The sequence below is a fragment of the Streptomyces sp. NPDC001157 genome, from assembly GCF_053598255.1.
Genome location: NZ_JBSFJW010000013.1, coordinates 1 through 13,178, shown reverse-complemented (window position 1 = coordinate 13,178; position 13,178 = coordinate 1). Strand labels below are relative to the sequence as shown.

The following is a 13,178-nucleotide window of genomic DNA, read 5'->3' as shown; positions in this document are numbered from 1 at the left end:
GGCGGACGGACCAAGGACATGTCGACCACCACCACCCGCGGGGTCGCCCGCCCCGCCGCGGCCAAGCCCTCCAAGGCCCGGCCGCGGCGGGGGCTCACGGCGAACAACACCCTGAACTTCTGGCTCTTCACCGGCCCGTTCCTCATCGGCCTGGTGATCTTCGTCTTCGTTCCCATCGGCTGGAGCATCTGGCTCAGCTTCTTCGACGCCCGCTTCACGGTCACCCCCAGCCACTTCGTCGGTTTCGACAACTACAAGCAGATGCTGACGGACAGCGCCTTCACCGGCTCGCTGGTGACGTTCACCGTCTTCGCCGCGTTCATCGTGCCCACCACCTGGGCGCTCTCGCTGAGCCTGGCCCTGATGGTGCACCGGCTGCGGTTCATGCGGGCGTTCTTCCGCTCGGTCTTCTTCCTGCCCACCGCGTGCAGTTATGTCGCCGCCGCGCTGATCTGGAAGATGTCCATCTTCAACGGCGTCCGTTTCGGCCTGGCCAACACGGTCATCGGCTGGTTCGGCGCCGACAACGTCGCCTGGGTATCCAACCCGAGCCCGCCCTGGTACTGGCTGGTCATCCTGACCGTCCGCCTGTGGCTGCAGGCCGGTTTCTACATGATCCTCTTCCTTGCGGCGCTGCAGAACATCCCGGGCGAGCTGTACGAGGCCGCCGCGATCGACGGGGCCAAGCCGGGCTGGCAGACGTTCCGCTACATCACGCTGCCCCAGCTGCGGGCCACCTCCACCGCGGTGATCCTGCTGCTGCTCGTCGCCGCCTACCAGGCGTTCGACGAGTTCTACAACATCATCACGACCAGGGCGACCTGGGGCCAGACGCCCCTGATGGTCCTCTACAAGACGGCTCTCGGCGCGAACCAGGACTACGGTTCCGGCAGCGCGGGCGCGGTCATCCTGACGCTGCTGATCTGCGCCGTCACCCTGCTGCAGGGCAAGTTCATGGGCTTCGGAAGGGGGGAGGAGTCCAAGTGACCACCACCGCACCCCAGGTCGGCGAGGGACGTCGGCCCAAGCGCGGGGGCCTCCTCGGCAACACCGGTCTCTACGTCGCCGTCGGCCTCGCCGCACTGCTCTTCCTGATCCCCTTCTATCTGATCGTCCGCAACGCCCTGTCCACGGACCCGGAGATCACCGGCGAGAACTGGCAGTTCTTCCCCACGAGTCTGCAGTGGGGCAACATCTCCGAGCTGTTCGACGACCCGACCGTCGACTTCGCCCAGTCCATGTGGAACTCGCTGGTCGTCGCCGTTCTGATGACCGCCGGCATCCTGCTGGTCTGCTCCCTGGCGGGATACGGTCTCGCCCGTATCCCCTACCGGCACGCCAACAAGGTCTTCTACGCGGTTCTCGCCACGCTGATGGTGCCCACGGCCGTCACGTTCGTGCCCAGCTTCGTGCTCGTCTCGTCACTCGGCTGGGTGGACACCTACCGGGGCCTGATCATCCCGGGCCTGTTCAGCGGTTTCACCTGTTTCCTCTTTCGGCAGTACTTCCTCGGGTTCCCGAAGGAACTGGAAGAGGCGGCGCGGGTGGACGGGCTGGGTTACTGGACGGCGTACTGGCGGATCGTCGTGCCCAACTCGCTGAACTTCTTCGCCGCGATGGCGACGATCACGTTCATCAACGGCTGGAACGCCTTCTTGTGGCCACTGGTCATCGGCCAGGACCCCAGCTCCTGGACCGTCCAGGTGGCGCTCTCCTCGTACATGACCAACCAGACGGTCAATTACCACCTGATCTTCATGGCCACCGCCATTTCCATCATGCCCCTTGTGCTCGTGTTCCTCTTCCTCCAGCGCTGGCTGGTCCAGGGAATCGCGCAGACTGGCATCAAGGGCTGACGCCCACCTCACCATCACGACCTGGAGACCGATGACTGCCCGCACCTCCCCCACCCTCGGCTCCGCTCGGGCGGGGGGACCCCCATCCATCGATTACGTCGAGGACGTCTCCCCCGGCAGCGGGGCCCTTCCGCCCCGTGCCTGGTACGGGTCCTCGGACGCCAAATCCCTGTCGCTGAACGGGAATTGGCGCCTGCGCGTCTCACCGACCGCCGACACCGAGGACGACTCCTTCGCGGAGGAGGGGTACGACGCCGGCAGCTGGGCCGAGGTCACGGTCCCCGGCCACTGGGTCCTCCAGGGCGACGGCGCCTTCGGCCTGCCCATCTACACCAACCACCTCTACCCCTTCCCGGTCGACCCGCCGCACGTCCCGACGGAGAACCCGACCGGCGACCACCTGCGCGTCTTCGACCTGCCCGAGGACTGGCCGGCCGACGGCGGGGCCGTCATCCGCTTCGACGGCGTCGAGTCCTGCGCCCGCGTCTGGCTGAACGGCACCGCCATCGGCGAGTTCAAGGGCTCCCGGCTGCCGCACGAGTTCGCGGTCGGGCACCTGCTGAAGCCGAGCGGCAACGTGCTCGCCGTACGCGTGCACCAGTGGTCCGCGGGCTCGTACCTGGAGGACCAGGACCAGTGGTGGCTGCCCGGCATCTTCCGGGACGTGACGCTGCTGCACCGCCCGGCGGGCAGCGTCCTCGACTTCTTCGTGCACGCCTCCTACGACCACGTCACGGGCGAGGGCACCCTGCGCGTCGACTCCGACGTCGACGGGCGGGTGACCGTGCCCGCACTGGACATCGATGTCCCGACCGGCGAGTCGGTGACGGTACAGGTCGAGCCGTGGTCGGCCGAGGTGCCGAAGCTGTACGACGGCGAGCTGGTGACCGAGGGCGAGCGCGTCCCGCTGCGCATCGGCTTCCGTACGGTCGAGCTGGCCGACGGCCTCATCAAGGTCAACGGCAAGGCGCTCCTCTTCAAGGGCGTCAACCGCCACGAGTGGCACCCCGAGAAGGGTCGCGCCCTCGACCTGGAAACCATGCGCGAGGACGTGCTGCTGATGAAGCGGCACAACCTGAACGCGGTGCGCACCTCCCACTACCCGCCGCACCCGGCCTTCCTGGACCTGTGCGACGAGTACGGCCTGTGGGTGATCGACGAGTGCGACCTGGAGACCCACGGCTTCACCGAGCAGGCCTGGCGGGACAACCCGGTCGACGACGACCGCTGGACCCCGGCCCTCCTCGACCGCGCGGCCCGCATGGTCGAGCGGGACAAGAACCACCCGTCGGTCGTCATCTGGTCCCTGGGCAACGAGGCCGGCACCGGACGCGGCCTCACCGCCATGGCCGAGTGGATCCACGGCCGCGACTCCTCGCGCCTCGTGCACTACGAGGGCGACTGGAACTCCCGTGACACGGACATGTACTCGCGGATGTACGCGAGCCACGGCGAGGTCGAGCAGATCGGCAAGGAGCTGGACGGCGGCACCCACAAGCGCCGCGAACTTCCCTTCATCCTCTGCGAGTACGGCCACGCCATGGGCAACGGCCCGGGCGGCATCGCCGACTACCAGGAGCTCTTCGAGAAGTACGAGCGGCTCCAGGGCGGCTTCATCTGGGAGTGGATCGATCACGGCATCAAGCACCCGGAGCTGGGCTACGCCTACGGCGGCGACTTCGGCGAGGAGCTGCACGACGGCAACTTCGTCTGCGACGGCCTGATCTTTCCCGACCGGCAGCCCTCCCCGGGCCTGCTGGAGTTCAAGAAGGTCATCGAGCCCGTCTCCATCGAGGGCACCGACGGCACGGTTCGCATCACGAACAAGCAGGACTTCGCCGACCTGTCCGCGTTCGCCTTCGAGTGGTCCTACCAAGTGGACGGCGAGAGCGTCGAGTCGGGCGCGCTGTCCCTGCCCGCGCTCGCCCCGGGCGAGTCCGCGGACGTCAAGCTGCCCGAGCCGACCGCCGACCACCGTGGCGGCGAGACGACGTGGACGGTACGGGCGCTGCTGGCCGCCGACACCAACTGGGGGCCCAAGGGGCACGAGGTGGCCTGGGGGCAACTCCCGCTCACCGCACGGACGTTGCCGTCCGTCGCCGCAACCGACGGCCCTGTCGCCGGCGACGGTGTCATCACGCTGGGCCCCGCCTCCTTCGACGCCCGCACCGGTGTGCTGAAGACCATCGGCGGCGTCGAGGTGAGCGGTCTGCGCCTGGACGTGTGGCGGGCCACCACCGACAACGACGAGGGCGCTGACTGGCTGACCGACGTCCGCTCCGCGGAGCTGTGGCGCAAGTACGGCCTGCACCGGATGCGGCACCGCCTGGCTTCGGTGGAGCTCGGCGACGATGCGCTGACCGTGCGGACCCGGGTCGCCCCGGCCGCCTGGGAGTTCGGCCTCGCCGCGGTGTATCGCTGGACCTCGGACGGCAGCCGCCTCAGGCTGACCGTGTCCGTGGGGCCGGAGGGCGAGTGGCCGGTACCGCTGCCGCGTCTCGGCGTGCGGTTCGGACTCACCCGGGCCGACACCGTGAAGTGGTACGGCGGCGGGCCCGGCGAGGGCTACCCGGACACCAAGGCGGCGTCCAGGGTCGGACGTTGGGAGTCCACGGTCGACGGGCTGCAGACCCCGTACGTCCGTCCGCAGGAGAACGGCGCCCGCGCGGACGTCCGCTGGGCCGAGCTCGGCGGGCTGCGCATCGAGGGCGACCCGGACTTCTTCCTCACCGCCCGCCGCTGGACCACCGAGCAGCTGGACGCGGCCACCCACCTCACCGACCTCACGGCCGGCGAGACGGTCTGGGTGAACCTCGACCACGGCATCCACGGCATCGGCACCGGGTCCTGCGGCCCGGGCGTGCTGCCGCAGTACCAGCTGCACGCCGAGCCGGCCGAGTTCTCCTTCGTCTTCTCGGAGATCAGTTGACGGACACGGACATACGGTCCCCTGCGGTCGGCCGGCTCTTCAGACGGCCGGCCGCGGTCGCGTCCTGCGTCGGCTTCGTCCTCATCGACATGCTGCAGGCACTGCACGGCCCCGCGGTGCCGGGCCTGCGAACGGAGTTCGGCCTGTCCCCGTCCGGTGCCGGGCTCGGTCTGAGCCTGGACTTCACGGGCGGCGTCGAGGGCGTTCCGGCCTTCAACGCGATCCACTTCCGGATCATCAACAGGGCGCTGCTGGCGGCGAGTTACGGCCTAATGGGTCTCGGCGGCGCGGGCTTCGCGCTCGCCCCGAACCGGCCGAGGGCACTGGCCGCCGCCCCGAGCGGATCCTGACGGTCTGCGCGGCCGGCATGGCCGTGTGTCTGTTGCCGACACGTGTAAAAGGAGTGGCGCCGGTGGCCTACGCCGGTGTTGGGTTGTTCATCGCGCCGGTCTTCTCGACCGGACTGCCCTGGCTGAACAGGGCGCTTCCCCAGGCGAGGCGCGCCGGTGCCTGGGTCATCGCCGCGTCGATGATCGGCGGAGTGGCGGCTCCCCCGCTGCTGGGGGCGGGCATCGAGGCCTCGGGCATCCACGCCGTTCCCTGGCTGCCGACCGCACTCTCCGCCGCCTCGCTCGCGGTGACCGTCTGGCTGATCCAACTCACCCGGAGGTTCATCGAGTGATCGGCAGTATCGAGGTCCGCTCCCTCTCCCGCTCCTTCCACACCACCGTGCGCCGTCCGGGTTTCGCGGGCACGCTCAGATCTCTGATCAACCCGGAGCGGGCCGTCAAGCACGCCGTCTCCGACATCAGCTTCGACGTGGCGCCGGGTGAACTCCTCGCCCTGCTGGGCCCGAACGGCGCAGGCAAGTCCACCACCATCAAGATGCTCACCGGCATCCTCACGCCCACCTCCGGCGAGGCCCGGGTGGCGGGCGTGGTGCCGTACGAGGAGCGGGAGCGCAACGCCCGCAACATCGGCGCCGTGTTCGGGCAGCGCACCCAGCTGTGGTGGGACCTGCCGGTGCGGGAGTCGTTCTCGATCCTGCGGGACATCTACGACGTGCCGAATGCGGAACACGCCGCCCGGCTGCGGGAGTTCGACGACATCCTCGAACTGTCGGCCTTCTGGGACACCCGCGTGCGCCATCTCTCCCTCGGCCAGCGCGTGCGCTGCGACCTGGCCGCCGCACTGCTGCACGACCCGCCGGTCGTCTTCCTCGACGAACCGACGATCGGCATGGACGTCGTGGTCAAGGAGCAGGTCCGGGAGTTCCTGCGCCACCAGGTGGAGGAGCGCGGCCGTACGGTGCTGCTGACGACGCACGACATGACGGAGGTCGAGCGGCTCGCCGAGCGGGTCGTGCTGATCAACCACGGGCGGCTCGTCCTCGACGGCTCTCTCGACGAGATCCGCCGTAAGTTCGGCTCGACCTGGCAGGTGCGGGCGACGCTCGCCGACGGGCACACCGCTGTCGTCCCGCCGCCGGGCATCGCACTGCTGCGGCAGGAGGGCCCGCAGGTGGTGTTCGGCCCGGACGGGCCCGAGGCTCCCACGGTCCATCAGGCGCTCAAGGCGGTCATCGAGCGGTACGAGGTGACCGGCATCGCCATCGACGAGGCGGACCTGGAGGACGTGATGCGGGTCGCGTACGCGCATGCGGAGCCCGCGGCGGAAGGGGTCTGACATGGCCGTTCTGCACGCGTGGCGGGCCGCCCGCGTCACCCCGCTCGGCGAGCTGCACGCCCCGCCCCGGATGACGGCCGTCCTGGTCCGGCTGGTCGTCCAGGTGGTGCTGGTCGCGTCCCTGTGGAGCGGCCTGTACGCGCATTCCGGCGCCACGGCCGGCATGAGCCGCGAGCAGGCCGTCACCTACGCCGTGCTGGCCGTACTCGCCTCCCGGCTGCGGGAGTTGGACCAGTACGCGGGCCGGGACACGATCCTGCAGCACATGCACTTCGGCACCATCGTCTACTGGTACCTGCGTCCGCTGCCGCCCGCCCGCTACCACGCGCTGCGCGCCCTCGGCGAGCAGGTCTACGGGGCCGCGTGGGCGCTCACCGGATACGCGGTGTGTCTCGCGGCCGGGGTGATCGAGCCGCCCGGGTCGGCGGCGGTCGCCGGGGTGTTCGTGGTCAGCCTGCTGCTCGGCCAGCTGGTCCTGTACTTCGTGATGCTGCTCCTGGACCAGCTGTGCTTCTGGACCCTCCGCAACAACTCCGCGATGCTCATCCTGCTCTTCGCGCAGAACCTGCTGTCCGGGGTGTACGCGCCGCTGTGGTTCTTCCCCGGCTGGTTCCGCACCATGAGCACCTTCCTGCCCTTCCAGGCGACGCTCAGCGTGCCCCTGTCGCTGTACGTGGGCCGGATCCAACTGGCTGATGCGGGCGGGCAGTTGGCGATCCAGGCCGTCTGGGTCGTACTGCTCTTCCTCCTCACCAGGTTCCTGTGGCGGCGAGCCGCCCACCGGGTCATCTCCCAGGGAGGCTGATGCCTGTGAACGCCGTCCGGATCGCCTGGCGCATCACCCGTCTGAACATCCGCGCCCAGATGGAGTACCGCATCGAGTTCCTGCTGAACATCGCGATCGGCGCGATCTGGCAGGTGTCGGTGATCGTGTTCGCGACCGTGCTGCTGACCCGGTTCACCGGGATGGGCGGCTGGGACAGCTCTCAGGTGCTGCTGATCCCGGCGACACGCATGCTGGCGCACGGGTTGTTCGTGCTGTGCCTGGGCCGGGTGCACCAGCTGGGCCGGTTCGTCCAGGAAGGGAAGATCGACATCTATCTGCTGCGGCCGATGCCGGTCCACCGGCAGGTGCAGCTGGAGTTCTTCCCCACCAACGCCTTCGGCGACCTGACGGTCGCCGTGGGCCTGATGGTCGGCGCCCTGTCCCGCAGCCGACTCGACTGGACGGCTGGGCGGATCACGTATCTCATCGCCTGTGTGCTCGGCGCCATGCTGCTGGAGGCCGCCCTGTTCACGGCGGTCGCCTGCGCCGCGCTCCGTTTCCCGGCCGCCGACTACTGGGGCCGCTGGCTGGAGGAGCTGCTCGGCACCTTCGGCAGCTACCCGCTGAACGTGCTGCCCAAGGCGGTGGGCGGCTTCCTCACCTTCGGCCTCCCACTCGCGTTCGTCGCCTACTTCCCGGCCGCGGTGCTCACCGGGCACGGGCACGACACGGGTGTCCCGTACTGGCTGGCGGCGGCCTCCCCCCTGCTCGGCGTGCTCACCTACCTCGGGGCACGGCTGCTGTGGCGCTGGAGCCTCAACCACTACACGGGGGTGAACGGCTGACGGCGACCGCGACGGCATCCGGCTCGGCGCGGAGCCGGGATCGTCCCGGCTCCGGCACTTCCCTCAGCGGCCCGTCGTCCACGACCGAGTCGAGGAGCCGGAGCGGGGCGCCGTCACGGACACCGGCGTAGGCGGCCGTGAACGGCTGACGGCGAGCGCGTCGGCATGCGGCTCGGCGCCGAGCCGGGATCGTCCCGGCCACGGCACCCTCTCGCACCCGGACGCCCCTGCGCCCAGCGCCGACATCGGACCCGGTCGGCACAGCCCTCGGAGCCCTCAGCGACCCAACCGCCGCCGTACCCGCCGTACCTGCCCGTTGTCCGCGACCGAGTCGAGGAGTCGGCGCCCGGTGCCGGGCTCGTACGCCGGGCCCTCCAGCCGGAGCAGGGCGCCGTCGCGGACGACGGCGTGGGCGACCGGGGCGTCCGTCTTCGGGAGGGTGACCGGATGGCGGCCGGCCGGGAGTCCGAGACGGGTGGGCAGGCGCAGTTCGGCCGTGGTGCCGTCGGAGGCGGGGATCAGTTCGGCGTCCACCGTCAGGGCGGAGACCGTGACCTTGATGCGAGCCGGGGCTCCGTCTGTCCCCGCCGCCACGTACGGCAGCGGGAGCGAGCGTCCGCCGCGTGCCGTGTTCGCCGCGGCGGCCTCGGCGGTGTCGGGGCCGAGCCTGCGCTGGCGCTGGTCCACGTCGAGGGCGAGCTGGCCGCTGCCCGTCCAGTACGGGAGCGCGAGGCGGCCGCCGGTCAGCGCCGGGCCCGCGGCCGGGGCGCCCGGGGTGCCGTCGCCGGTGAGGCGGACCATCCGGTCCACACCGAGGAGCTGGACGTACGCCCACACGTCGTGCACCCCGCGCTCCAGCGGACGGCCGCCGGCCAGTCGCTCGGGATCGAGGAGCAGCCGTCCGGAGGCGACCAGTCGTGAGCGGCCCTCGCCGAGCGGCTCCAGGCGCACCTCCAGGTCGCCCTCGGGGTACCACCAGTCCGCACGGTCGCGGTCTTTGACCACCACTTCCGCGTACGCCAGCCGGAACGGGTCGCGGACCTCCCAGCCGTCCTCCACACCGGGCACGCCGGCGAGCAGCTCGGGGTCCAGCAGGCGCCTGCCGTCCCGCTCGACGAGCACCAGCGGCTCGCCGTCTCCGCGCAGCAGGTCGAGGGTGACGTCGGCAACCAGCCGGCCGTTCTCCCAGCGCAGTGCGCCGAGCTCGCTGCGGGCCTTCACTTCGCGGATGCGCTCGGCGAGAGCCACCGCGCCGTCGAAGTCGCCGCGTTCGAGGAGTTCGGCGCGCAGGCGGGACACGGTGGGCAGACCTTCGCGTACGGCAGGCGGGAACTCCGTCAGCGCCAGCTCGCGGGCCGCCTCGAAACGCTCCTTCTGCTCCCCCGGGTCCTCGCGGAGGATCTCCGGCTCGCGGGTGCGAGAGAGGATCTCGACGTGGTAGAGGCGGTGCAGGAGACGGTTCTGCAGAGCGTCGATGTCGTCACTGGCCTCGGTGCCGTCCTTGATCTGGCGGACGATGGTGCGGCAATTGGGCCAGAAGCCGTGCCGGGAGCTGAACCGGTGCTGGGTGTTGTTGCCGCCGTCGTCCCGCTTCATCCAGTAGTAGCAGGGATAGTCGGCGAGGATCGAGATCCGCTCCGCCTTGAGGTAGGCGGCGCTGACGAAGAGCAGGTCCTCCAGGATCCAGGGGCCCTCGGGGAAGCGCAGGCCGTGCTCCTCGACGAAGGCGCGCCGGAACATCTTGTGCGGCGACATGCTCTGCATGAGCTCGTCGTTCTCGATGGTGCAGGCGTCCACCGTGTGCCGGAACAGCCGCCGGGGCCGGACCATGGTGCTGGACATCTTGCCGAGCACCACATCGGCGTCATTGCGCTTGGCGAACTCGTACAGCCGCTCCAGCGCCTCGGGGCCAAGGGTGTCGTCATGGTCGACGAACTGGATGTACTCCCCTTGGGCATGGCTCATACCCAGGTTGCGCGGCGCTCCCGGCCAGCCCGAGTTGGGCCGGGTGTGCACCTGCACGTTCGGGTGCTTCGCCGCGATCTTCTCCAGCCGGGCCAGGGTGTCGTCCGTCGACCCGTCGTCGACGTAGATCACCTCGTACTCGTCGGCAGGCAGGGACTGCCCCAACAGCGACGGCGCACACTCGTCGACGTACTTCCCGGTGTTGTACACGGGCACGACGACGCTGACCTTGACTCTCGGCATCTCACAGACTTTACCGGGCCCGCCGGACGGGTGACGGGCGGAAGGGATCGCCTGAAATTCGCGACAGTAAGAGCTCGTAACACGTGCGGTCCGGTCCCAGTAGCCCTGTCGTGGTGAAGCGTGGGAGCGTGGCCCTGAATCATGGGGGCGGCCTGTGTGGGGAAGAGGGGCTGCATGAGCGTGGTGTGGGCGGCGACGTCGCCGGAATCGGGACTGTCCGCACACGTGTAGGCCGATCAGATCCGCGACTTACCTCTAGATCAGCCAAGGGATGAAACACGCGCAATCGCGACAGCCCCGCGGACAAGTGCTGGATTACGGCAATTGGGTCGCAGTTTGGGAGTAACCAGGCCAGAATCAGCTGATCAGGCGGCGCCATACCCGCGTGAACCGCCCTGTCAGATGCACGCACAATGCTCCACATTGAGGAAAATGGATCGACGTCTCCTGGGTCATCGCCGAGAAGAAGAGCCGTCCCTCCGGGGTTTGCCGGGTGGTACTCCACCCAAGGCCGGTGCAGTGCGCGAGGAGAGTATTGACAAGTTCACGCCCGAGCCCTTGACGCTGCCACGTATCGAGGACCCAGACGTCCAGGATCCGTCCCGTGCGGCAATCATTGCAGATACGGAAACGGACTCGGCCGATGACTGCGTTCCGCGCGTCGACCAGCACAATTTCGGTGGCAGCATGCCGATCTGGGGACCTGACCCCGCCTAGTTGCAGGGATTCATGATTCTGGTCGTCGAGTCGTTCCAACACCGCTCGACCGCCTCCTGGCACCAGGGTCGCTCCATCCTCGGAACGACAGCCCAGGGACACCATAGCGAACCTCCGCCGACTCGGGGCAGCATTACGCGAACGCCGAAACCCGCCCACCCGAGGACTCGGCCCAATTTCCGCGATCATCTCTCCGAGCGCGAGCGGACGAGCGCCGGTTCAGAACCCGACGCACTCGACAAGATCTTCTAGCGCGGGATCCACCTCGTCGACGGGGAGGCGAGCCCGGGACATAGAGAACATATCCGGTTAGATCAAGGATCCCTTTGAGATTGACCCACCGCCCCAGATCAAGGTTGCCAGAGGCAGGAAGCCAAGGAACCATTTCACCCTTCACCAGGTGCGAATCGACCGACAGCGCGCCAAGAAATTCTATTTCGAGGGAATTTCTTCTTTTCCCGCAAGTGCATCCGTAAGCCATTCTGCAAGATTCTGCCCCGTCGGGAAAAGTGCCCCCTCCGGGCCATCAGTGGGATCCCATCCCCACATTGGCCCCAGTGGATCGCGGCAATCCACAAGCGACCAGATGGCATCTCCCCACTCGAACAACCAAACGAATCCGTCTGGAACTTCACTGTCGGGAGCGGAGGAGAATGCCTCGTAGACATCTACAATATCGGCCCAGTCCCCACGCCACTTACCACCCGATACGCCCAATACGCCCCCTCGGGGGCCGAATCCGCCGTTCGCCACTTCCAGGTAAAGGCGCCGCAGGAGGGCCGGCAGTGGGTACCCGACCACGCGTTCCGCCTCTGCCACGGCGTCTGGCGATGCCGGTGGCGTGGGACCCTTTGAGGCCATCGCCGTACGCACGGCATCGACGATCTCGTCTTCGGTCATGGCGTTCATGATCTGGTCCTTCTCTGTGGGCGTCAAGCTCGGTCGATCATGTCAGATGCACCACGGACAGGGGCGGCGCCGCTTCTCCGATGGTCAGATTCACTTCTCTTCGTCTTCCATCCCGGCTCCTTCAGAAAGGAAACCCGCCTCCAGTCCTCGTGTAATGACATCTATAGCCCGTCCTGCTCCATGGGCATCCCTGAGATCGTTGATCGTCTCCTCATCCATGACCTTACCCATTACGTACCCCTGATCCCCCTGCTTGATCACGACACCCGGTTTGGCAACAAACTTGGTCAGCCCCCTCCCGCACGCCTCCGAGCAAGCACGGTTTGTTGAATAGGCATTTTCTACCTCCGTGATCTCACCCCCCAGGTTCTCCACTTGCCTAACGGTATCCTCCCTGAAGTCAGCTGCCGCGTCCTCGGCATGCCCCTTCCCCGAATCTGGCGCAGCCTTATATACAGTCACTTCCATCTCCGTCAGCAGATCCAGCAGCTTTTTATCAAGGCCACCCTTGCTGACAAATCCGACGATACGGGGAACGATTCCATCCACCGTCTTTACATATACTTCAGAGAGAACGAGGGTGAATCTGCTATACGCCCACGAGTTTTTGGCGAGGTAACCCGCTACTGCCTTCATGGCCTCCCGGTAAAGTGAGGCTCCAGCTGCGGCTGCTCCGGCTGCGGAGAGGGGTGCTGTGGGCAGCTTCGGGTTGTTCAGCTTCTCAACGGTCCCACTGCTGTCGTGGGTGCCGCTGCTGCTGCCCCCGGAGCACTTGTGTGTATCGCAGTAGTGGCTGGAGCCCTTGTACTTCTTCGACCCGGGGTCATTTTCAGCGTGGTAATCGCCGTATGTCCCGTTGCTGCCCGAGCAGTAGTGCTTCAGCCCACAGCTTTCCAGCCCCGAAGGGTCGCTGAGGTTTGTTGGGTTGTTGAGGGAGTAGGTGTAGGCGTTGAGGCCCTGGGGGTTGTACGGGGTGCTGAGCGGGTCGGTGGTGAGGAAGCGTCCGAGGGCGGGGTCGTAGGCGCGGGCGCCGAGGATGTCGAGGCCGGTGGAGTCGTCTTCGGTCTTGCCGAGGAAGCCTCGGTCGGTGCTGGTGGGCAGAGATGTGCTGCCGCGTTGGGCGCCGAAGGGGAGGTAGCGGCGGCGGGTGGCCGTGCCGGTGTCGGTGGCGATGGTGAGCTGGCTGGAGTTTTGCGGGTCGGACATCAGCCAGGTGAGGGTGCCGTTGCCGGTACCACTGCTGGGGGCGACGCGCAGGGCGC

At 68.1% G+C, this 13,178-nt stretch carries 12 protein-coding genes; 8 read left to right on the top strand and 4 right to left on the bottom strand.

All coding sequences use genetic code 11. The features are described 5' to 3' along the window. Positions 1 to 18: 18 nt before the first annotated feature. From ACWDAG_RS23220 to ACWDAG_RS23185, 8 genes are all read left to right on the top strand, one after another. Positions 19 to 987, top strand: a complete 969-nt coding sequence (locus ACWDAG_RS23220; RefSeq protein ID WP_450697458.1) for a carbohydrate ABC transporter permease — start codon at positions 19 to 21, stop codon at positions 985 to 987. Further along, the gene (locus ACWDAG_RS23215) at positions 984 to 1,856 is read left to right on the top strand and encodes a carbohydrate ABC transporter permease (RefSeq protein ID WP_450697457.1); all 873 of its coding nucleotides are present in this window, start codon (positions 984 to 986) and stop codon (positions 1,854 to 1,856) included. Before ACWDAG_RS23220 ends, ACWDAG_RS23215 begins: the two co-directional genes overlap by 4 nt. Positions 1,857 to 1,887: 31 nt before the next feature. Next, complete coding sequence (locus tag ACWDAG_RS23210) at positions 1,888 to 4,785, top strand: glycoside hydrolase family 2 TIM barrel-domain containing protein (protein WP_450697456.1); 2,898 nt, start codon at positions 1,888 to 1,890, stop codon at positions 4,783 to 4,785. Then, positions 4,782 to 5,135: a hypothetical protein gene (locus ACWDAG_RS23205; protein ID WP_450697455.1), complete on the top strand. Its 354-nt coding sequence runs from the start codon at positions 4,782 to 4,784 to the stop codon at positions 5,133 to 5,135. The genes ACWDAG_RS23210 and ACWDAG_RS23205 overlap by 4 nt, the downstream gene beginning before the upstream one ends. 62 nt (positions 5,136 to 5,197) lie before the next feature. Continuing rightward, a complete protein-coding gene (locus ACWDAG_RS23200) occupies positions 5,198 to 5,467 on the top strand; it encodes a hypothetical protein (RefSeq protein ID WP_450697454.1) in 270 nt (89 codons plus the stop codon). Next, complete coding sequence (locus ACWDAG_RS23195; protein ID WP_450697453.1) at positions 5,464 to 6,471, top strand: ABC transporter ATP-binding protein; 1,008 nt, start codon at positions 5,464 to 5,466, stop codon at positions 6,469 to 6,471. Before ACWDAG_RS23200 ends, ACWDAG_RS23195 begins: the two co-directional genes overlap by 4 nt. A gap of 1 nt (position 6,472) precedes the next feature. Further along, entirely contained in the window at positions 6,473 to 7,276 is an 804-nt protein-coding gene (locus tag ACWDAG_RS23190; RefSeq protein WP_450697452.1) for an ABC transporter permease, read from the top strand. After that, positions 7,276 to 8,082, top strand: a complete 807-nt coding sequence (locus tag ACWDAG_RS23185) for an ABC transporter permease (protein WP_450697451.1) — start codon at positions 7,276 to 7,278, stop codon at positions 8,080 to 8,082. The genes ACWDAG_RS23190 and ACWDAG_RS23185 overlap by 1 nt, the downstream gene beginning before the upstream one ends. Before the next feature lie 276 nt (positions 8,083 to 8,358). Here ACWDAG_RS23185 and ACWDAG_RS23180 read toward each other — a convergent pair whose 3' ends face one another. The 4 genes from ACWDAG_RS23180 to ACWDAG_RS23165 form a co-directional block, all read right to left on the bottom strand. Continuing rightward, the gene (locus ACWDAG_RS23180) at positions 8,359 to 10,290 is read right to left on the bottom strand and encodes a glycosyltransferase family 2 protein (RefSeq protein ID WP_450697450.1); all 1,932 of its coding nucleotides are present in this window, start codon (positions 10,288 to 10,290) and stop codon (positions 8,359 to 8,361) included. Positions 10,291 to 10,647: 357 nt separating this feature from the next. Then, entirely contained in the window at positions 10,648 to 11,112 is a 465-nt protein-coding gene (locus ACWDAG_RS23175; RefSeq protein ID WP_450697449.1) for a GNAT family N-acetyltransferase, read from the bottom strand. Positions 11,113 to 11,439: 327 nt separating this feature from the next. Continuing rightward, a complete protein-coding gene (locus tag ACWDAG_RS23170) occupies positions 11,440 to 11,916 on the bottom strand; it encodes an SMI1/KNR4 family protein (protein ID WP_450697448.1) in 477 nt (158 codons plus the stop codon). 90 nt (positions 11,917 to 12,006) lie between these two features. Further along, positions 12,007 to 13,178 (bottom strand): RHS repeat-associated core domain-containing protein (locus tag ACWDAG_RS23165; RefSeq protein WP_450697447.1); only part of this gene is annotated, 1,172 nt, incomplete at its 5' end.

Excerpts from the sequence above, each read along its gene's own strand:
- ACWDAG_RS23220 (WP_450697458.1), top strand. The coding sequence starts at position 19 with ATGTCGACCACCACCACCCGCGGGGTCGCCCGCCCCGCCGCGGCCAAG.
- ACWDAG_RS23210 (WP_450697456.1), top strand. The coding sequence starts at position 1,888 with ATGACTGCCCGCACCTCCCCCACCCTCGGCTCCGCTCGGGCGGGGGGA.
- ACWDAG_RS23190 (WP_450697452.1), top strand. The coding sequence starts at position 6,473 with ATGGCCGTTCTGCACGCGTGGCGGGCCGCCCGCGTCACCCCGCTCGGC.
- ACWDAG_RS23185 (WP_450697451.1), top strand. The coding sequence starts at position 7,276 with ATGCCTGTGAACGCCGTCCGGATCGCCTGGCGCATCACCCGTCTGAAC.
- ACWDAG_RS23180 (WP_450697450.1), bottom strand. The coding sequence starts at position 10,290 with ATGCCGAGAGTCAAGGTCAGCGTCGTCGTGCCCGTGTACAACACCGGG.
- ACWDAG_RS23175 (WP_450697449.1), bottom strand. The coding sequence starts at position 11,112 with ATGGTGTCCCTGGGCTGTCGTTCCGAGGATGGAGCGACCCTGGTGCCA.
- ACWDAG_RS23170 (WP_450697448.1), bottom strand. The coding sequence starts at position 11,916 with ATGAACGCCATGACCGAAGACGAGATCGTCGATGCCGTGCGTACGGCG.